The following is a 21292-nucleotide window of genomic DNA, read 5'->3' as shown; positions in this document are numbered from 1 at the left end:
CGCTCTGAAATCCCCTACAGTAGCGGATTTTCAAGCAACTATGTGTACAGATAGGTGAATATAAATGTACAGATAAGAGAATCAAAATGGTCGGTTAGATGAATTTAGATGTACCGATAGGTGAAATATGTGTACAGATTGATGAAGTTGAAATGTCAACATAGATTGAGAGCAATTATCGTAAGATAATCCAAAATAAAACTTAATTCATTGATATCCATAAATTTTTATTAACTTTTGTAACCGACATGGATTAACATAGATTACGATTTTACCCATTGTCGAGTGCACTTCTATAATTAGGCTCACATAAATCTGAGATAATGGATAGCAAGTCACCCTATGACGATGCAAAATTTTTACAAGCAAGGTGCTGATAAAGTAATGATTATCAAACCCAATACCTTGGTCGAAGCAGGTTTTGACTTAACTGAAGCCGAGCATGACTTGATGACGCTTGCCATTAATAAACTGCATCGATTACAGTCAGGTGGCAAACGAGTATTAATTAGTGCCAAAGAATTCGCCGCCGCCAATCGAGTCAATGAAATCTATGCCTATCGAGCCTTAAAAGATACTGCCAAAATTCTAGGCGATAGAAAACTCAAATTTACCTTATATCTTGATAAAACCATCCAAGCAGAAAATGACGCTGACAAACTCACCGTTCTCAGACCTCATCATAACAATTTCACTATGCTTCGCTCAGAATATCATTGGCTGCAAGGCGTATCGTATCAAGATGAGCAAGGTTTCATTATTCTAGATTTTTCTGATCCTTTAACCTTTCTGATTGATAATACCAGTAAAGCGTATACTCGTTATGATTTTATCAAAACCGTTGAGTTTAAAGGCTGTAGCAGTAAACGTCTATATGAGTTAATCAACAAGTGGAAAGATACAGGTGGTGTACCAGAAATGACCGTCGAAGCATGGAAAGAATTTTTTGGGGTGGCTGATAAATATCCCAAAATTGCCGAATTCAAACGCCGAATCTTAGACCCTGCCATCAACCAAATTAATAAACAAGGCGATTTTAAACTCACTTTGAATGCGAGCAAATTTGGGCGAACCATTACCCATTTCTCTATCGTAATTAAAACCATCAAAAAGCCAAACCAACAAGTAGAACAAAAAACCGAATCCGACAAGAAATGGGCTAAATTATTGACGGCTAGCCAAGCTAATATTTTCGCCAAAAAACTTGCCAATGATAGTAGTTTTGGGGGTAAATACGCTCGAGTCGGAGAAACTACCGAAAGCTTTATCTCACGTCTGAATGAGGAGTTACAAAGGGATTTGTTGAAAATTACTGAGTATCTACCTTATCTGAAAAAATTTGGTTTTAAATCGTAAAAGAACAAACATTGAAAATCGCACTTTTTATCACTATCAGATTTTCTGTATATCAGAGCCGATATAGATAACCTGACCAATCACAGCCAAAAAATCACGTTCTTTGAGCTGTTCTTGTGAAATATCAAATGCAGAATATTTTTGATTATCGCTGATAATTTTTAATCCTGTTGGTAATCGTTGTATGCGTCGTATAAAAAGTTCATTATTGATTAAAAGAGCATAGACCGCCCCATCAATGAGTTGATTTTGCTGTTTATTAATAATTACAACAGCATCATTCCCTATCAATGGTGACATGGTATCACCTTTATACAAATAGCCCACCAACTGCGAAGCATCAATTGCTCGCTCATTAAGCCACCAATTAGGCAATGGATAAGACAAGTCAGTTGATTGATTATTCATGTCCAATAATGCCAACCAATGCACGTTTTGACTACTCTGTGATAACTGTTCACCCGTCATCAACGTCCATGGATGCACGCCATAGATTCTCGCCAAATCAAGCAAATACTCAATTTTAGGTTCACGGCTACTCTCCTGCTGCTCCCAATCTTGTAGGGAGCTTCGAGAAAACCCTGATGTCTGAGAAGCGAGTTGCACCACTTCATCACGAGTTAGCTGTGCATTTTTTCTAGCCTGTTCCAAACGAAAAGAAAGATTATCCATTTTTTACCCTTAAACAGGTTAAATATTCACAGTCAAAAACTTTTTGTAGGTATAAATTATTTCGATAAATCTATAATCAAGTAAAATTAGAATAAAAATACCTAATTTATTAAAACATAGGTTGCTTTAATAACTATTAATAGGTAGTATATATTCATCGGCAGTTATTAGAGATGAATAATCTTTATTAATAACCCGATAATAAGTCTTTTAAACTGAATCAACCTATTTCTACAAGAGGTCATTATGACATATACCTACCTAACAACGGAAGAACTATCTGAACGTATCAAATATGACAAAGCCACCATTCGCAGTTGTTTAAAAGATAGCGTGCTCATCGAAGGAGTGCATTATATTCGCCCGTTTGGCGGTCGCAAAATTCTCTATGTGTGGGAACAAATAGAAAAGGATATGCGTAACACAGTTTTAGCCGACATCAATGCCATGGCATTGCAGTAAGGAGAAATTTATGGCCAGCATTCGTACCCGTCAAGGAAGTAAATTTTTGATGATTGATTTTCGCTTTATGAATCAACGCTGTCGAGAAACAACCAACCTAATCGACACGCCCGAAAATCGAAAAAAACTGGAAAAAATCATCCAAAAAATGGAAGCAGAAATCACCCTGGGACTATTTGATTATCTCAAATACTTCCCAAAAAGTGAGAAAGGCATTGAACTGATGGCAGTCAAAGAGCGTGTGCAAAGTTTTCAATCTGACACACCGATATTTAAAGACTTTGCTGAAACTTGGTTTGAAGAAAAGCAAATTGAATGGCGAGCAAGCTACATCGGCAAAATCAAAGATATTTTGGATAAGTATCTGGTGCCACATTTTGGCAAACGCAGTGTTATCGCTATCACAAGGGCAGATGTGTTAGCGTTCCGTACATCCCTCGCCAAAGTGACCTACGGAACAGCTAACAAGCATCTGTCAGCAGCCAGAATTAATTCGATAATGACCACTTTGCGTATGATACTGCAAGAAGCGGCAAAACGCTATAAATTTGAAAATCCTTATGAGGATATCAAGGTTTTAAAACTTGATAAGCCTGATATTGAGCCATTCACCATTGAAGAGGTTTGGAAATTTATCAATGGCGTGCGTAAAGACTATAAAAACTATTACACCGTAAGGTTTTTCACCGGCATGCGAACCAGCGAAATTGATGGACTAACGTGGGAGCATGTGGATTTTGACCGCCGTGAAATCCGGGTTCGCCAAGCGTATGTTAAAGGCGTAATGGGTAAGCCCAAAACCCAAGAATCCAATCGCGATATCGCCATGTCACCTTGGGTTTATGAAGCCCTACAAGCACAGTATCAAGTCACCCATGGTCGCTCAAAATTCGTGTTTTGCAATCGAGAAGGAGAGCCACTCGATTATCACAATGTCAATCGTAAAGTGTGGCATCCCACGCTTCGACTGTTAGGGTTAAAAGCCCGTAATGCCTACCAAACCCGCCATACGGCTGCAACGCTCTGGCTAGCCGCAGGGGAGGCGCCAGAATGGATCGCAAGGCAAATGGGGCACGCCAATACTACCATGTTGTTTAAGGTTTATAGCCGCTATGTACCGAATATGACACGCCGTGATGGCAGTGCCTTTGAAGCTTTGATAGCAAGTAGTCAAAATAAAGAGCAAGGAGAATAGTCGTGTTGGTTATTGATTATGAAAAATTGCGTCAAACCATTAAACCGCATAATAATTTGAATTTTGTCAGCCAAACTGCCTGTGATTTGGCAAGAAAGTTGATTACTGAGTATGGTATTGCTAATGACGATAAGCTGTCTGAATGGCTCAATGAACAAAAATACAAATCACATAAAGCGCTAATGGTTTGGGTACAGCAACAGTTGCCATTAATTGATAGTGATGAAACGGATTTTGAAAGATATCGTCAGCTTCGTCGACTATTTTACGCCAATTTTTCAGAGTTTATAGAAGAGGTGCATTAAAATGCGTGTACGATTACTGACAAATAATATGCTAAATGGCTATTCATTGAAAATGTGCCAGGATTATTGGCAACCTTTTAATTATCCAAACCAACCTCCATTTTCGCTTGAATGGCATATTAAACATATATGCCGGCATTATGATGTCACTTCTGAAGAGCTTATTACGAGACTATCAATGGTAAAAGCCTACGATTCTTATATCCGCTGTGATACATGCGGGAAAATGTATGAGTTAAATAATCCTTGCAAATTGCCAAAGCAAGACGATTTTATGAGCTGGCAATGTGATGACTGCAAAATATTTAAGCAAAAAGGGGTGATTAATTTACACAGTTTTTTAGTAAATATAGAAGATGATGATTGTCCATTTTAAATATGCTCTACAAAAATACCGTCTAGTTTGGCGGTATTTTTTTGTTTGTTTAAAAATTAAGTTAGTGTTCTAACTTTCATAAGTGCTCCAAACGAAGTCTACTTTTTCAAATAATGATTTTTAGTGTGGCGTATCGAAAAAGTAGTGAAAAATAAAACGACATAAGATGTCGCAGACAATACACCCACTTATTCTCAAAATCTTACACTTTGTTAGAATTAGCTAAAAAATTCCTTTAAAACTTTTAAATCTAGCAAAGTCATGAGTATTAAACTATCCAATCCAACACTGATTTATTTTCAAAAATTCCCGTCAAATCACGCCGAAGAACTAAAGCAATGGTATGACATTCAATGTCAAATTTTTCAAAAAATGGATGACTTGCAATTGGAGGTGGAAATCAATCGAGCCATCCAGAAGCCAATATTCCTGCAAAAATCGGCTAATCAAAACACTTTTTTAAATAACCTTCCTGTCTTATTCGCTATTTTGAACAATTACTTTGCTAGCTCGCAGTTGGTTCGTCCATTAACTGTTTTAACTTTTGATGATGAGCAGCTAGATGCAGGGATGATCTTTTTTGAAACCATCGAACTTATCGCTCGGCAGAAAAAATTGCTCAATGTTGATGATGAACTTGAACGACTTAGACGGCAGATTGCATCTCTATTAACCAAAGAACAGTGGCAATCAATTGTTGGTCATCCTAAGCTTACCCAAAACAAATTTTATCCGCTGTTAGGTATGTCAATTGCCACCGCTTATAACGGCAAGGAAAAAAGTGATGCCAAATAATGATGATATCACAACCTCAATTGGCATCGGAGCTAACCCCAACAATGCTATCGAAAACCAAGACGGTTTGATAGCTATCAAGGCTGACCAAATCATCACAGCAATTGAAATGCTGTTTAGCGAAGAAAAATCAATTAATAAAAGTAATCATTTTCCAGATGACGATATCCTTGCTAATTTGCAGTCTAGTTTGGTTAAATTGGTTATTCAGCTAAACAACTATGTCACCATTGAACACATTGATCTATCAAAGCTTATTGATGAGCCATTACTATCAGAGTTGCCTGTGTTTCAGTCAACCTTTGAAGGCTTTCAAAAGAAACAACTAGATGCTTATCCGCCTTTATTACAACTGATAGTTTTGCTGCACTATTTGAGATTGGGAGAAACAACCAAAAAAAATCAGCTAAAAAAACAATGGTTGCTACTGATTTTGCTTATTGCTGTTCGGCTCAAAATCGTAGGTTTGAAGAGTTATTATAGAACCATTATTTTGCGTATCAAATTGGCGATTTTCTCCAACTCACCGAATTATCAGTGGATTTGGCAGGTACTACAATCCGAACCTCTGGATAAAATTGACTTTGAGAATACAAGCTCCGCCATTGAGGAATTCACTTCACGACTAAAGCAAACAGCTGATAACTATCTTCATCAAATGTTAATTCTCAATGATGCTAAAGTTGGAGAAAAACGTTCTCGTCAATTGCATTACATTGCCAAAGCCACTCAATTAAGCTTTTATAAGGGTAAAAGGCAAAGAGCTAAAATTGAGCGTGATGATGAGCAACATGAGCAAAATCAGCAGCAAGCCATCAAAGAATTTCAAGCACTCAGAGATAGAAACAGCACGCCGTCACAATCTGCTCAAGTAGTCGTAGAACCTATTTTTCAACTACCTTTGAGCTATGATTATCGTTGGGATAAGCCACCATTTGACCGAGATTTAGAAAACACTACCCCTGATATACAGACACAATTTTTACTACCTAACATTGACAGTAATGCCCAAACCAATATTACATTTGAAGAAGCTGTCGAAAATGCTCAGCAATTTTTAACTTATCAAGATCGTCCTAGTGTCAGTATTGCTCATAATCCGCCACTGCAATCGGTTGAGTTGACTTTACAGCAACTGTATATTTCTCGGCGAGATTTTCGTTTTAATACGGACACACATGCTTTATCACAGTGGGGATATCAAGTCTTGTTTAACCGTCTTGCTTTTGATGCGTTAGTTAGTCAAGCAAGTGAATTGTCAGTGGCTCATAAAAATGCTGCTAAATTGCTACTACTGAGTTTTATTACGGCAATGCCTATTAAAACCTTGATTCAGCCGTTATTTATAGCGACCAGTTCATTATTTACCATCCAGAAAACCCAAGTGACACTTAGCTACCATCTAGGTATTACGCCCAGAAAAATTGAACAATCTCATCTGGAATTTGAAAATAACAGCGATAAAGTCAGTTTGCCATTGCCTGTCGCATTGGTACATCATTTAGCCAATTCTGACAACTTGCCAAATATCGAAGCGGATATTAGCCAAAACAAAATTAATGAAATTGCTGACTATTTAAAAGTGTTACGGGAATCACTCGAACTGCCGTACTTATCCATTAACCGCATTGAGATGGCACTGGCGACCCTATTGACAAGGTATTTGTCTGGTAGTCATGGACATATTGCCGAACTAGTTTGCCGTATGCCTGCCCCTGACGCACCTGCTATGTACTATAGTAGTCATGCTAACAGTGAAATCGTTGAACACTATATCAGAGCATTGAAGCAGTTAAATACACAGAATCATTTAATGTTTAATTATTCTAATAGGCGAACCGATGTAAAGGTCGGTTCAGCATTTGCCCTTACCCTTGATAGCGTAAAGACATTGCTTGAAAAGGTGCAAAAATGGGTAGATAGTACGAGTGATTTTGAGCAATTATTTAATCGATTAAGCTGCTATGTCTGGCTGGTGTTTTGTGTATTGACAGGCATTCGTCCTAACAATGCATTGGGTGAGGTGAGAGATATCGATTTGGAAGTCGGCTGGATAATGGTAAAAGATAAACCCAATAAGAAAGTGCAAAATCACCGCTTGATACCTTTATGCGACACGCTGATTAAGCATTTGATTATTTACCAAAAAATCCTTGCTGTTTTACGCACCCAATCCCTTGATAACCCTGCTATCACAGCAAGATTACATCGAGTCACGTTTGACGATGCCGATATTACCTTGCTCAATTTACTCTCCGAAAAATTTGATAAATTACACGCCATTAAACGGGGCGATATGAATGCATTTTTACAGGATTTTATTGAGCTTGATGTTTACTGGACTCGGCATTTTGTTCGCACCCAATTAGAAAAACGGCAAGTGCAGATACATCTGATAAACACCGTGATAGGGCATGAGAAAAACCAACAAGAAGCCCTTGGTAAATTTTCTTCAACCTCAAAAAAACAAGTCCATGATGTTCGCCATACCTTTGAACATATCGCTACAGACTTGGCATTAGATAACAGTATTCACTTTCTTGAACAGCAACTTCATCAATTAAAAGAAAAATAACTTACCATGATTTTAAAATTTCCCAAGCAACTCATTGCGGATTTTGCGCCTGTCAATCATAGTGACACAAATCGTAATCAAGCTGCTACAAGTAAATTCTCAAGCCAACCACTAACTTACTTTGCCCTTCGGCAACATAGAAAATCAGTGTTATTTCTCAAACTCTCATCGCTATGGCGACAACAACAGCGAGATAACACAGGACATCGAAAATGGGCCAAGGCAGATAAATACGTCAATCGTTTTTTTGCCAAACAAATTTTTTATCCTTGTCCTAATCCATGCTTTGCTACCTATCATTCACTTAATCAACAGTTTAGCAAAGATTTTACCCGCTTATGGCGTATCGCTATTCCTATCTCAAAATTAGGCTTTGAGCAATTCTTACTGTCTGCGCAAGGCTTTATCAATCAGTATTACAATGATAATAAAAAAACTTATCTGTCGGCACATCGCCATTTAACCCAGTTTATCACTTATCAAAATACCCAGATTATTGAAGAATATCATTATCGGGTGCCATCGCCACCGATTGACGTTGAGCCCAAGGAAAATCCCCTTAGCTATACTGATAGTTATGTCACCAATGGCAAGAAGCTGCGCAAAATCATTAAAGCTGTCCATCACCATTGGCAGACACATGATGATTTTTCTATAGAAGAAAGCTTAAGTTGGCTGATTTTTAGTGGCATTATCTACGGCGGCATTAATGATGCCGCGCTGCTGCAAGCTTGGCTGACTAGCTTGCTAAAAGCCTGTCAAAAGATTGATGATTTCTTAGTGTTTGATGATTATCGATTGTTATTGAGCATACGTTACTCTTCAAAACACTATGGTAATGAATTTGAGAATGAAATGCTGTTTAATACCCAGCAAATTATGCTTGATGCGTTGAGTCTGTGCTGGCTATATCGTTATAAACAAAGTGGTCAGACATATCCTAAAGCCATTAATGTCAATGCGTTGTTATTAACAGGTCTTACGCCTATCACCAATCAATTAGGTCTTAAAAAAATCACGCTTAGTTGGCTCTTAAAAAATGCCTGTTATCACTGGGAAATGCTTAACGGCGTTGATATTGACCAAGCCTTGGTGGGTGTTATGCAAGGAAGACATCGTACCACGGGACTGATAAAGGCCGATTTTGAAAACTTGTTATCTGCTAATCCAGCGTCAAAAAAATTGGATGCCAACTACGATTTGATGACACTAGCTAAGCTTGATATTCAAAGCACAAAGCCGCTTGATGCTACAAAGGCAGGGTATAAAGAAAAGGTGAGACGATCAGACTTGGTCAAAGATATTCACAATATTTTCGATAAAGTTATGGATAAAAAATATCGTCCCCAGTTTATCGAAACACTCAATAAAAAACCAACAAAAGACGAATATATTTTATACCGCTTACAATCACTGCATCATGTTGGCATCAGTTTAAGTGAACGAATTTTGATCGCGTGGATTGCTGATTTTGTAAAGCGGCAATCTGCCAATTATCAGTCGATTTTGCAATACCTAAGCACCATCGGCTATGAATGGATTTATTTTACCAATTTTCAGCCCATTGATAGTTGGAAGGATGAAGACTTCACCGAAACGTATGATGAAATGCTCGATTATAAAAAAAGTATATTAGGCAACCAAGATATCACCTATGCCGCCCGGCGATTACAAAGTTTGCATAACTTTGCTGAAACAAATTTTGGGCTCACAAAAGTCACCATTGAACAAGCAGAGAGTAAGCTAAAGGTAAGAGCCCAACTGCTCTCAGTCCACCAGTATTTGGCTTTCTTAGAGCAATTGACCCTGAATACCCAAGGACTTGATGGGATGATGGTTCGGGTGTTTTATATTCTCGCTTTCAGAACAGGTATGCGAAAAAAGGAACTGCTTGGGCTAAAATTCTCAGATATAGAACTGTTATCTTCGCCGCATCCTTCGTTGCTGATTCGTCCCAATGAACATCGCTCTATCAAAACTGAGGGGTCAATTCGGCGGGTGCCGATTTTTGCAGTTTTGACCCAAGATGAACTCAATTTTGTGAGTGATTTTTTTAAGCTGAGCAAACCCGATAAATTGAATCAGTTAATTTTTGTTTTTGCTGATAGCATGCAAGGCATTGGCGATTCTTTACCCAACAATCTGCTAGAGCAAGTTTTGGCAGACATTGGAGCAACGCAAGAAATTACGCTTCACGGATTACGACATTGCACCGCCACCAATTTGGCATTATCACTTAATGCCACCCCAACGCTCGCTAGATTATTAACGCAGCAGACAGATGAACAGCGACAACGTCTGCATAGCGAATTATTAGGTGTCCATGATGCTCAAGACAAGTGGCACGCGATAGCCAGTTTTGTTGGGCATATCAGCCCACAACGCACTTTTCAGTATTATATTCATACGGCTATGTTGATGGCGACAGATAAAATTACCCAGGCGGAAATCATAATTCCTTTAGCCACTTTCAAAAACATCACAGGTTTTGATAGGCGTAAACTGGGCAAAAATGGCTATCAATTTGAGGGTGATAGTGTGAATTTAAAAACTCTGCAACCTTTGCTCAATCGTTTAATATTGGACAAGCGAAAAGCTATCAAAGATAGTTGGCAGCGAGTAGGGGAGCAACAACTGTTGCCCATGTTGGGTTCAATGTTTGATGACAAAGATGATATCGCGAATCAAGACTTTTTGACCTTTGCTTTTCATCAATATAGCGTCAATCAGGTATTAACTTTACTTGCCAAAGCCGATGTGATTTATAAGCAAGATTTGGATGCAAACTTTAGCCAAATTATCCAGCAAAGTTCTATTGATGATGGTATTGCTCAACATTTAATTGTTAGAGCAAAAATAATAGCAAATTTAAAAACAAGAAAAAAACAACCGCGTTTTACCATTGAGCCAAACCAATTATCACCAATAGCGGTTTTTCATGATGATGAAAAAAAGTTACGTCAAGCGCTGATGCTAAATTTGCGTCAATTGGTTACCCAGAAGGATTTAGGCTATCAAAAGTTACTGACAATGGGAATTCAAAAACTGAGCACCAGACAGCCTGCCTTACCAATGTCATATGCAGAATTGGTTGAATTTTTACCCATTGCCTTAACATTACTGCCTGCTGAGAAATGGCTTATCAAGTATCAAAAATCTGATAGTGTGATTTATAGTAAGTTAACCACGCTACTTCAGAGCTATCACGAGCAAAATGAAGAACCTAGATTCCATCTTGTTCCAAGTAAAACATCTTTTGATTATGAAATCGGGATTGCCCATAAGCAATCCGTTGGCAATAATTTGACTTGGCAGTTTTCGTCATTGTTGCGGTTTATCGTGCATTACCTGTTTTTGTTTAGTACGGATATTTTAACCGCTTCATTATCGGATAAAAATTGATAAAATCTTTAATGTAGTTATATATACTATGAAAAAGTTAAAAGTTATTTAATTCTATTAAACGGTAATTTTGTTTATAGGTTTTTATTGAAATAAATAATACTGGTGATGATTAAATTCTAAGTGCAATAAAACCGCTGACTATTTGAACTGCTCCCCGAAAGTTGGACAGGGAATTAGGCGGATAACAATAACGAATAATATAGCTTATAATTTTTCAAAAACTTTGTCGAATCTGAAGAAATTAGAAAAATTGACGATTTATTCACCGATAGCCAAAGCTGATTTACCTAACTATTTGTACGAATTGCCAAGTTTAAAGTCATTGAAATTAACGACGATTTTATTATTGGGAATCAGCAAAGTTATTATAACCCGATTAACTAATCCCCAACTCTACGGAGCTAATAATGTCAAATCCAAATGAAATAGCGTCCTTCCCACAAGAAGTCATCGAAGAGATTGGCTACTATGTTTATCGCTTGCTCGACCCACGTAATGGGGAAACTTTTTATGTGGGGAAAGGGAAAGGCAACCGAGTATTTGACCATGCAAAAATAGCCAAAGCACAAAATGCTAAAGCAGCAAAAGAACGCTTGTTGGCAGAAGAACTTGCTGAAGCTAAAGAAGATGAAAATCCTGAATCTGCTAGTGATTTTAAAATTGAAACAATTCTAAATATTGGTAAGGCAGGTCTTGAGCCTATTGTCATTATTCATCGTCATGGTATGGATGAAACCACTGCTCTTCATGTAGAAGATGCATTAATGGATGCCTACCCAAGTTTGTCTAATAAGGTTGCAGGGCATGGCAATAGTGAAATCGGCACAATGCATGTCAAAGATTTAATCAATAAATATAAAGTTGAAGAAGCCGATTTTGGCGATGATAAGGTAATTCTTATCAATATTAACGCTTCATTTGCCGAAGAGAAAAGCGTATATGATGCCGTACGTTTTGCATGGCGTATCAATGTTAATAAAGCCCAGCAAGCAGACTATAGTAAATCCTGTATTATAATGAACACAACTTGAACTTTCATAGATAGCACTATGCCAAACCTATACGACCAAGACTTACGCAAACGCACCATAGCCTACTGGCAAGAAACAAATAACAAAAGCAAAACAGCGAGAATATTCGGCATCTGTCGCAACACGCTTAACAGTTGGATAGCCTTGTACCACGACCAAGGCAATACCGAACCTAAGAAAGCACAACCAACGGGTGTAAAACACATCATAACCGACCTTGATAGCTTTGAACGATATGTCAAAGCTAAACAATTTGATACCGCTAAACAGCTACGGGAACAATATTTAAAAGACCATCCTGATGTCAGTATATCCTACAATGCGTTTGTCGATACCTTACATCGTATCAACTGGACATTTAAAAAAAGACCTTCACCTACAAAGAATCAGACCCCGTAAAACAGCAAGGTTTCAGCGTATGTTTAGCTATCATGGCTTTTTGGTTTGGTCTAACCAACATCCTATTTATGGATGAAACAGGCTTTTACCAAAGACAAAGCTATCATCGTAGCTGGTCACCGGTTGGCACACCTTGCTATGCTAAAATGGATGCCAATAAAGGCAAACGCTTAAATCTTATCGGTGCAATGAGTATGGCTGAATTTAAACTGATTGCGCCTGTGACCTTTGAAGGTGGGTGTAAGCGTGATACGGTAGAAAATTGGCTTCACACGCTTGGTCAATCTTTGCCTAAAGATGAACTCGACAGCTACCCACAGCGTTTTTTAATCATGGATAACGCGCGTTTTCATCGGGGTGGTGATTTAAAACAGATTGCCGAAAAATACAACTTAACGTTACTGTACTTACCACCTTATTCTCCTGAGTTAAATCCTGTGGAGCATAAGTGGGCAGTGGTTAAGCAAAAGGTAAAACTCTCGATTAATGACTTCGATTCGCTTCATGATTGTGTTAAATACTGTTCAGTTTAATTTAGCGTTTACTATATATTCTGGCAGTAAGTAAAGGCGTTATTCGTGGTGTCTTTGTTGCAAAAGAATGGTTGCCTGCCACAAAAGCCAATTTTCCAAACTATGACAAGGATGTTGAAAACCGCCATGGGTTTAATGGTGCTGATGCACCTGGTGACATTCAGCAAAAATATTTGGGTAAGCGTATTCCTGATAGTTATCGTAAAAAAGGTGCTATGGCTCCAGTCAAATATAATTACTCATAAAATTAACTTTTGTTAAAAAAATCCCAATAGAGTTATTGGGATTTTAATTATATTTTCAGTGGTTTTATTAGAGAGAAAAAATGGCAAATCCTAGATTAATACCAACCATGAGAAAGGTATATAAAACCTATCAAACATATCAACGAGAAGAAGAACGTCGAATCAAAAGATTGCAAGTTGAGACCGCTAAAAAAGCAAAAGCAGTAATAAAGCAAAATATTCAGCATCAAAAAGAACTTGAAAAACAAGCCAAAGAAGCAGAAAGGGCTAGAATTAGATTAGACAAGGAACTCGTCAAAAAAAGTAGAGAGGCAGAAAAACAAGCCTCGAAAGATAAGCAAGTGGCTGAGCGAGAACGAATTAAAGCGGAAAAAATTCGTATCCAGACTATGATTGAACGAGGAAAAGAAGCTTTGGAAAAGCGCCTTGAGCAGCGTGAAATGCTAACAAATAAATTAATAAATCGTTATTACTCTTAGGAAGTTATTGAATGGAAAATAGTATTGGTATTGTAATCATCGCCCTTATAGCCTTTTTTTTGTTGGGTTATTTTATTGCTCATAAGCGGTACCAAAAAAGTATAGTATCTTTAAATGCTATTAAAAAAGAAAACGATGAATTGTCTAAGGGGGTTCAAAGCTTACAAGAGCAAATACCAAATTTGACGCAACAAATAGAAAAAAGTAAGGCAGATTTGAATAAGATAGAAAAGGAAATTGGTTTAAAAAAATTTGAATTTAATAGCCTTGAGCGGCAAACAGCAGATTTAAAAAAAATGGAAGAAGAGCGGCAAGAAATCGAAAGTAATTTTGCTAACGTAGAAGATAAAAAGCAAGAAATCGAAAAAATTAAAATTGAATTGGATGAGTTGAAAAGTGAAATTTCATTGTACTCAGAGCTAGACAGCTTTATCGAGTATGGTATATATCCATTACCTCAGTATGGTGAATTAAGTAGTAAGCAATATAATGAAAGACTAATACAAATTCGTAATGAACAAAAAGGTCTTATAAAAAACAGTAAAGCCTATATTGTACCAGAGGAAATAGAAATTACAGGTAATACTAATTATGATAAGCAGTTAGCACAAAAACAAGGTCAATTATTAATTACTGCATTTAACAGTCAATGTGATTATCTTATTAGTAAAGTTAGTACTAAGAATTATGAAGCAACTATGAGAAAAATTGAGAAAGTCGCTGAGCAATTAGAAAAAAACTTATTAAGCTTGGAAATCGCAATAGATCCTAATTATTTCGCTTTAAAGCTAAAAGAATGTGGAGTTTACTATAGTTATATATATCAAAAAGAAGATGAAATTCTAGAGCAACGAGAAATGCGTGCTATGATTCGTGAGGAGTTAGCAGAACAGAGAGAGATTGAAAGGGCTTTAAGAGAAGCTGAAAAGGAGGAAGAAAGGTTACAGCAAGCATTAGTTATCGCTCGCCGTGAACTTGAAAATGCTACATTGGAGCAAAAGCAAAAATATGAAGAAAAAATTTTAGAATTAGAACAAAGGCTTACTGATGCTGAGTCAAAAGAAGAGCGTGCTTTATCCATGGCTCAACAAACTAGACAAGGGCATGTGTATATTATTAGCAATATTGGTAGTTTTGGAGAAGATGTATACAAAATAGGTATGACGCGAAGATTAGAACCTTTAGAGCGTATATATGAATTAGGAAATGCTTCTGTTCCATTTGCATTTGATGTTCATGCAATGATTTTCAGTGCAGATGCACCAGCTTTAGAGAAGGAGATGCATGTCCGTTTTTCTGATTATTCAGTAAATAAAATAAATAGTCGTAAAGAGTTTTTTAATGTACCTTTAGATGAGATTAGAAGGTATCTTGAAGAGCGTGGTATCAAAACACGATGGGCTATGATACCCGAAGCAAGTCAGTATCGACAAAGTCTAGCAATGTCCGAAGAGCTAGAGATGGCTGCATTACTATAATACTCCCCAAAAACTAGACCAAAAAATCGTAGTAAATAAGATAGAATAACCTTTAGAAAAAGAGGTCTATCTAATGACAAAAGTTCGTAAACGTCATAACGCTGAGTTTAAAAGCAAAATTGCCATTGAAGCCATCAAAGAGGAAAAAACAATCAATGAGCTGACTGCAGAATATGGCGTTCATGCCACCCAAATTAGCAACTAGAAAAAGCAAGCCTTGGCTGTCATACCCAGTGCCTTTAATACCAAACAGCAAGACAATGAACAAGCCCAGCAAGCCACTATCGATGAACCGCATCGGCAACTGGGGCAAGTCATCGATTTGGGCATTGCCACCATTATGGACGGTCGTGGCAGGGCACTTGATAATATTTCTGTAGAAAGACTGTGGCGATCAGTAGAATACGAATGCGTGTATTTACACCAGTTTGATACGGTTAACCAAGCTAGAGTTGGTTTGAAAGACTATTTTGAGTTTTACAATTATGAGCGGTTACATCAGTCGCTTAGATTTAATACCCTTGCACAGGTTTATTTAAACAATAGTTTGGTTAATCCTATGTTTTATCAACCCAATTCTATCTTAATTTTATAATAATTTGGTCTAGACATTGGGGAGTACCTTAGTGTTAAGCCTACCAACTACTCATCGACGATTAGATGTTAAATATCAAGATGACTCGTCACTCAATCTTATCGACACTTTGTTATTTGAAGTCTGGGCAAGTTGTGCAAGAGAAGACTATGAGAAACGCCGATACCGTCAACGCGAAGGCATTGATAATCTTAAAGCCCAAAATCCTGCTGAATACGCCAGAAAATATAAAGGCAAACAACCCAACACCAAAAACTATGAAAAAATCCTCAAGCTACTCGATAATGGGCTAGGCTATAAAGATATCAAAGAAAGTTTAGGTGTCAGTGGTACAACCATTGCCAATGCCAAACGCTGGCGAAATCAGCAAATTATCGATAAAGACAAAGATATGATACCAATGTTCACGGAGACTGACCTTGATCAGCCGCTTAAAGTGGTAAAAAGGGGTAGAAAGCCATTCTTATAGTCAATATTTATACACTATCATTCAACCCATAAATCTATTATAATCAATGCTATCACATATGATAGCATTTTTATGAATATTATTTTAGATACTAACATCCTTGTTGGTGCATGCCTTGGCTCACGCTATGACAACTTGGTCATTCGAGGCTGTTTAACAGGGGATTTTAAACCGTTAGTTAGCCATGCACTTTTATTTGAGTATGAAGATTTGATAGGTCGAGAATCTGTATTTGACCATCCCGTTGCGCTAAACTTTGAAGAGCGAGAAATACTATTTAATGCGTTATATTCAGTGTGTCGGTTAATTGATGTCAGCTATCTATGGCGACCAAATTTAAAGGATGAAGGCGATAACTTTATCGTGGAACTAGCGGTTGCAGGTAATGCTGATTATATTGTCACCAAGAATTTAAAAGACTTTCGTCAAAGCGAACTTGTATTTGATAGCTTTAAAGTAATTACCCCTAAACAATTATTGGAGAACCCAGATGTCCGTTATCACACTTAGAGTCACTGACGATAAACATGAACGCATCAAAAACCTTGCGGTATCTCGCGGGGTGAGTGTTAATAAATTAATCGATGAAGCCATGACGTTGATGATTGCCAAATACGATATTGAAACCCGATTTAAAGCCCGAGCCGCTAAAAGTGATATCAATGCAGGTGTTGCACTGTTGGATAAAGTCCTAGAAAAACGAGAAGCTTATGATAAAGCGTTAGACGATGCTTTAACCAAATAATCGCTAATAGGCTAAGGACAGCAAATTATGCCAACCGTCAAAACCACTTTAAACGTTGTTGAAGAAAACACCAATCGTCTTGCCGTGCTTATTGATGATGACAATGTGGCTGCTAAAGACATCAAAGCCATTTTGGAAGAAGTCACCAAATATGGTGAAGCCACGGTTAAACGTATCTACGGTAACTTTGTCTCTAAAAATGGCCAGTGGAAAGAAACGATTAATGCCCATGCAATTAAGCCGATGCAGCAATTTGCCTTTACCACGGGTAAAAATGCCACAGATGGTTTCATGATTATTGATGCGATGGACCTACTGTATACAGGGCGTTTCGATGGTTTTTGCTTGGTATCCAGTGATAGTGACTTTACCGCATTAGCCATAAGGCTCAAAGAGCAAGGGGCAATTGTCTATGGTTTTGGTAAAATGCAAACCCCAGAAGCTTTTCGCAATGCCTGCACTCGCTTTATCTACATTGAAAACCTACAAAGTTTAGAACGGCAAGAACCAAGCATTAAATCTGAACAATCTACAAAGCCAAATGAAAAGACGTTACCAGCTACAGAGCAGGCTGCTCCCACCTTAGATATTCAACTACCCAAAGATACCATTAAAAAAATATTCGAAGACAGTGAAAGTGAATGGATATCCGCAGGGCTACTGGGTCGAAAATGGCGATTACTGCAAACTGATTTTGACCCAAGAACCTATGGTTGTAAAAAATTAACTGACTTGGTAAAAAAGTATACTGATTTATTTAAATTTGAGATGAGAGAAAACCCAGAAACAGGGCATAGCAATATGTACGTCAAGCTAAAAAACAGCAAATAATGAATTTTATAACAGTATTTTACTTCAGTACTAGGAGTGATGTATGCTGAAAAAAACGGAGAAAAATATTTGGTAAACTAACAACCTAAACAGGAGTTTACCATGACCAGGAAAAGAGTAGAATACAGCGACACTTTCAAAGCCGAAGCCATTGCCAAAATCAAAGAAAATCAAAACAATATCAGCCAAACCGCCAAAGAACTCGGCATACCTATGAATACATTAGCGAACTGGCACAGAAAGGCTGAAAGCGGTGTACTTATACCAAACCCATAAAATATAGTATTATAGCTATATGAAAGAATCAAACCCAAAACACAGCCTAGATGATTATGACTTTGGCGAACTGGCCAAAACTGAAAGCAACGCCAGAGCCAGAACACGCCTTTACATCCTTCACCAATATCGCCTTGGCAAACACAGCTTTGAGATTGCAAAAAACCTAAGCATCAACATTGAAACTGCACGACGTACTCGTAGACGCTACCAAGCATCAGGGCTTGATAGCCTCTATGACAAACCAAGAAGCGGCAGAAACAGCAAATTGGCTCCCAAGCACATAGAAAGCTTTAAACAACTGATTGTTGACAGCCAAGCAAAACGCGGTGGCGGCAGACTAACAGGACAAGACATCCAAAAGCTTGCTTACGAGCATTATCAAGCAAGCTATAGCGTTAATGGCATTTATGAACTACTGGCTCGAATTGGTATGAGTTGGATAAGTGCCAGAAGTAAGCACCCGCAGGCGGATATTAACGCCCAAGAAGCCTTTAAAAAAACTTCATAGAGCAGGTAACTGCCATACTGCCCGAAGATACTAAGCTAAGCGATGTTGACATCTGGTATTGATGATTGAACGATTTTCTGAATAGCCATATCCTTTCACTTCCTCTCACATCTCGTGGCTAAATACCAAATTGTAGTCTAATATCCATATCACTTACAATTTGCTTGAAGCGCGTTTGCGTGACGTTTTTTGTGCTATCACTTCATCAATCGTCTTAGGGTTATTTGCAAACAGGTCGGCAAATTCATTCACTAGCCCTACCGACATGGCATAGCGGATAACGTTATCGAGCGTTCCTCCTTCTCCTGACTCAATACGACAAACGGTACTTAGTCCAATGCCAGCCCTTTGGGCAAGTTCAACCTGCGTCAGATTCTGGTACAAACGCTGCTGTTTTAAGCGTTTGCCCAGTGACTTACTAATTTCTGAGGGTGTATAGAAGTCAAATCGCATATTAAAGTAGCATCCATTAATAATTCATTTTTGATATTTTAATGGCTATTATAACATTTAATAATTCAATTATGAATTATTTATATGAACTGGGAGCATGGGAGGCTTCAATATTTAGGAGTATACCGTCATGCAAGCAAAATAATATTAAGAAGGGATTAATAGTACAAATGCCTGTAATTTAATCGATACAAAATATAAAAATAAAATTATTTTGTTGCATAATTTTTTGAAATATCTATTTTGTTGCATTTATTACTAATTTTATGCACAATCCTTTTTAAATAAATACTATGTTGCAATGGTTAGTTATGCGTTTTCTTAAAGAATCGTATCATTCGATCAAAAATCCAATTGGCGCAGTCTGGCTTATTCAATATTTTAACATTGAGTTGGCATTCCCATTGTATTTAGTAAGCCGTCTAGGGGGGCGCCGAGAAAGCCATCGAGAAGATGATTTTAGAGAAGAAGTTTATCAGTTTAGCAAACAACCAGCCGCCACTGTGATCGCTCATTTGCAATTTTATCTACGTCATGAAATTCCGCACTATGAACTAATGTATCGACTATTTCAACAAATCGATAGTTCTTTATTGGTTGACTGGATAAATAATGAGCCCACCGGACAATATGCTAGACGTGCAGGCTTTTTATACGAATGGCTTACGGGGAATACTTTAACCATTACTGCCAATATTAGTGGCAACTATGTTGATGCGCTAGATGATGCTAAGGTAGTCACCGCATCGCCCGATAAAGTCACTAAAAATAGTCGTTGGCGTATTAATAATAATTTGGCAGGTACGCCAGATTTTTGCCCAATGGTGGTAAAAACCCCGCAAGTTGAACAAGCTGCACAACTTGATATCGTACAAATGTTGCAGTCGCTTAATCATGAATTTGGTGAAGATTTACTATTACGCTCAGCAGTATGGTTAACTTTACGGGAAAGTAAAGCCAGTTTTATAATTGAAGGGGAGGGTAAACAGACCAAACGCATTGAGCGCTTTGCCCAAGTGATCGCCCAGCGGACGGGAAAAGGCGACCTACCTATAACCGATAGTGAATTAACGCAGTTACAACAGGCGATTTTAGGGGAGAAGACCGCATTACCGCAATTGGGAATTCGAAAGTCTCCAGTATTTATTGGACAGATCGAGCAGCGCACCTTTACCCCAATAGTCCACTACATTGCGCCGCCTTTTGAGCAAGTTGTCAACATGTTGGCAGGGTTACAGAGCTTTTTTGATGTTACGCAAGGGCAACCTTCTATTATGCGAGCAGCGGTGTTAAGTTTTGCCTTTGTGTATATTCATCCATTAGCCGATGGTAATGGCCGAGTGCATCGGTTTTTAGTCAATGATTTACTATACCGAGATGGAATATTAAGTGAACCGATGATTTTGCCGATTTCATCTGCCATCAGTGACAGCACACAACATCGCCGTGATTATGACAAAATACTAGATACCGTCTCTAAGCCGCTAATGGCACAATTGATCGGTGAATATCAATTTGAGACCACGCAAATCTTTGAAGATGGTATCAAGTCTAACTTGTACTTGGGTAATGTTGACAATGCATTGCCGATTTGGCGTTTTTTGGATTTGACGCCGCACGTGCTGTATTTGGCCAAGCTTGTATCCCGTGTCATTCAAGATGATTTATATCAAGAAAGCCATTATTTGTATCAACACAATCAAGCACGTGATGCGATAAAAGAGTTGATGGATATGCCAAATGATTATGCCGATAGAATCATCCGTAGCATCAGGGACAATCAGGGTGAACGAAGCCAAAAACTGGTGAAAGAAATGCCTTTTTTAGCAGATGATACATTATGGCAACAGCTATTTAAAGCAGTTACGAAAGCTTTTAAAAACTAGCCTTGTCAATCAAAAATCGCTCAATATAATTTACAAGCTATTTTGTCAATCATTCATAAGAGATAACTTTCTTTGTCAATCAAAATTCTTAAAGAGTGATTCACAACATAATCACAATGCTTAATCTTGACCAAGCTATCCACTACCATGAAGGTAAATTTCCACCACAAGGCATTACTCTCGATAAAATCATGAATATATTGTTGAGAACAACAATTAC

22 protein-coding genes and 2 pseudogenes are annotated in these 21292 nt (G+C 37.8%); 22 read left to right on the top strand and 2 right to left on the bottom strand.

Annotated features, from left to right (window positions below; translation table 11 throughout):
* Positions 1–342 precede the first annotated feature (342 nt).
* Positions 343–1356 (top strand): RepB family plasmid replication initiator protein, encoded by a 1014-nt coding sequence (locus ACAM39_RS09010; protein WP_369627414.1) that lies wholly within the window; start codon positions 343–345, stop codon positions 1354–1356.
* A 36-nt stretch (positions 1357–1392) separates the two neighbouring features.
* Here ACAM39_RS09010 and ACAM39_RS09005 read toward each other — a convergent pair whose 3' ends face one another.
* On the bottom strand, positions 1393–2028 hold the full coding sequence (locus tag ACAM39_RS09005) for an XRE family transcriptional regulator (protein ID WP_309594940.1): 636 nt from the start codon (positions 2026–2028) through the stop codon (positions 1393–1395).
* 246 nt (positions 2029–2274) lie between these two features.
* On the opposite strand from ACAM39_RS09005, the gene ACAM39_RS09000 reads away from it, so the two are divergent.
* The 20 genes and pseudogenes from ACAM39_RS09000 (at position 2275) to ACAM39_RS08900 (ending at position 18733) form a co-directional block, all read left to right on the top strand.
* On the top strand, positions 2275–2490 hold the full coding sequence (locus ACAM39_RS09000) for a hypothetical protein (protein ID WP_062332081.1): 216 nt from the start codon (positions 2275–2277) through the stop codon (positions 2488–2490).
* A 10-nt stretch (positions 2491–2500) separates the two neighbouring features.
* The gene (locus ACAM39_RS08995; protein WP_369627413.1) at positions 2501–3685 is read left to right on the top strand and encodes an Arm DNA-binding domain-containing protein; all 1185 of its coding nucleotides are present in this window, start codon (positions 2501–2503) and stop codon (positions 3683–3685) included.
* A 2-nt stretch (positions 3686–3687) separates the two neighbouring features.
* Positions 3688–3990, top strand: a complete 303-nt coding sequence (locus tag ACAM39_RS08990) for a hypothetical protein (RefSeq protein WP_062332074.1) — start codon at positions 3688–3690, stop codon at positions 3988–3990.
* Between the two features lies 1 nt (position 3991).
* The gene (locus ACAM39_RS08985; RefSeq protein WP_313423064.1) at positions 3992–4366 is read left to right on the top strand and encodes a hypothetical protein; all 375 of its coding nucleotides are present in this window, start codon (positions 3992–3994) and stop codon (positions 4364–4366) included.
* Between the two features lie 261 nt (positions 4367–4627).
* Positions 4628–5161: a hypothetical protein gene (locus tag ACAM39_RS08980; RefSeq protein WP_369627412.1), complete on the top strand. Its 534-nt coding sequence runs from the start codon at positions 4628–4630 to the stop codon at positions 5159–5161.
* Positions 5151–7736 (top strand): site-specific integrase, encoded by a 2586-nt coding sequence (locus ACAM39_RS08975; protein ID WP_369627411.1) that lies wholly within the window; start codon positions 5151–5153, stop codon positions 7734–7736. The genes ACAM39_RS08980 and ACAM39_RS08975 overlap by 11 nt, the downstream gene beginning before the upstream one ends.
* Before the next feature lie 6 nt (positions 7737–7742).
* Positions 7743–11138: a tyrosine-type recombinase/integrase gene (locus ACAM39_RS08970; RefSeq protein WP_369627410.1), complete on the top strand. Its 3396-nt coding sequence runs from the start codon at positions 7743–7745 to the stop codon at positions 11136–11138.
* 410 nt (positions 11139–11548) lie between these two features.
* Positions 11549–12172 carry an LEM-3-like GIY-YIG domain-containing protein gene (locus ACAM39_RS08965; protein ID WP_369627409.1) on the top strand — a complete coding sequence of 208 codons (624 nt, stop codon included), beginning with the start codon at positions 11549–11551 and terminating at the stop codon, positions 12170–12172.
* Between the two features lie 18 nt (positions 12173–12190).
* Positions 12191–12571 (top strand): helix-turn-helix domain-containing protein, encoded by a 381-nt coding sequence (locus ACAM39_RS08960; protein ID WP_101965293.1) that lies wholly within the window; start codon positions 12191–12193, stop codon positions 12569–12571.
* 32 nt (positions 12572–12603) lie between these two features.
* Positions 12604–13104 carry an IS630 family transposase gene (locus ACAM39_RS08955; protein WP_159374020.1) on the top strand — a complete coding sequence of 167 codons (501 nt, stop codon included), beginning with the start codon at positions 12604–12606 and terminating at the stop codon, positions 13102–13104.
* 71 nt (positions 13105–13175) lie between these two features.
* On the top strand, positions 13176–13349 hold the full coding sequence (locus ACAM39_RS08950; protein ID WP_369627408.1) for a hypothetical protein: 174 nt from the start codon (positions 13176–13178) through the stop codon (positions 13347–13349).
* An 80-nt stretch (positions 13350–13429) separates the two neighbouring features.
* The gene (locus ACAM39_RS08945; protein WP_369627407.1) at positions 13430–13828 is read left to right on the top strand and encodes a hypothetical protein; all 399 of its coding nucleotides are present in this window, start codon (positions 13430–13432) and stop codon (positions 13826–13828) included.
* An 11-nt stretch (positions 13829–13839) separates the two neighbouring features.
* Complete coding sequence (locus ACAM39_RS08940) at positions 13840–15306, top strand: SNIPE associated domain-containing protein (protein ID WP_369627406.1); 1467 nt, start codon at positions 13840–13842, stop codon at positions 15304–15306.
* A gap of 73 nt (positions 15307–15379) precedes the next feature.
* A pseudogene (locus ACAM39_RS12440) lies at positions 15380–15901 on the top strand (transposase).
* Between the two features lie 31 nt (positions 15902–15932).
* Positions 15933–16370 carry a hypothetical protein gene (locus ACAM39_RS08925; protein WP_369627405.1) on the top strand — a complete coding sequence of 146 codons (438 nt, stop codon included), beginning with the start codon at positions 15933–15935 and terminating at the stop codon, positions 16368–16370.
* Between the two features lie 72 nt (positions 16371–16442).
* Positions 16443–16880: a putative toxin-antitoxin system toxin component, PIN family gene (locus tag ACAM39_RS08920; protein ID WP_076777015.1), complete on the top strand. Its 438-nt coding sequence runs from the start codon at positions 16443–16445 to the stop codon at positions 16878–16880.
* A complete protein-coding gene (locus tag ACAM39_RS08915) occupies positions 16861–17115 on the top strand; it encodes a toxin-antitoxin system HicB family antitoxin (protein WP_369627404.1) in 255 nt (84 codons plus the stop codon). The genes ACAM39_RS08920 and ACAM39_RS08915 overlap by 20 nt, the downstream gene beginning before the upstream one ends.
* Before the next feature lie 27 nt (positions 17116–17142).
* Entirely contained in the window at positions 17143–17946 is an 804-nt protein-coding gene (locus ACAM39_RS08910; RefSeq protein ID WP_369627403.1) for an NYN domain-containing protein, read from the top strand.
* A gap of 102 nt (positions 17947–18048) precedes the next feature.
* Positions 18049–18207 (top strand): annotated as a pseudogene (locus tag ACAM39_RS08905) (transposase); the annotation flags it as partial.
* Between the two features lie 34 nt (positions 18208–18241).
* Positions 18242–18733: a winged helix-turn-helix domain-containing protein gene (locus tag ACAM39_RS08900; protein ID WP_369627402.1), complete on the top strand. Its 492-nt coding sequence runs from the start codon at positions 18242–18244 to the stop codon at positions 18731–18733.
* Between the two features lie 153 nt (positions 18734–18886).
* Here the strand turns inward: ACAM39_RS08900 and ACAM39_RS08895 are convergent, their stop codons facing one another.
* Positions 18887–19186, bottom strand: a complete 300-nt coding sequence (locus ACAM39_RS08895) for a helix-turn-helix domain-containing protein (RefSeq protein ID WP_369627401.1) — start codon at positions 19184–19186, stop codon at positions 18887–18889.
* Between the two features lie 311 nt (positions 19187–19497).
* On the opposite strand from ACAM39_RS08895, the gene ACAM39_RS08890 reads away from it, so the two are divergent.
* Entirely contained in the window at positions 19498–21072 is a 1575-nt protein-coding gene (locus ACAM39_RS08890; protein WP_369627400.1) for a Fic family protein, read from the top strand.
* Positions 21073–21292: the final 220 nt, after the last annotated feature.

This window comes from Moraxella sp. K02 (genome assembly GCF_041154755.1).
Classification (GTDB): domain Bacteria; phylum Pseudomonadota; class Gammaproteobacteria; order Pseudomonadales; family Moraxellaceae; genus Faucicola.
Note: the sequence above shows the minus strand (reverse complement) of the source record. Positions and strands in the feature narration are given on the sequence as shown.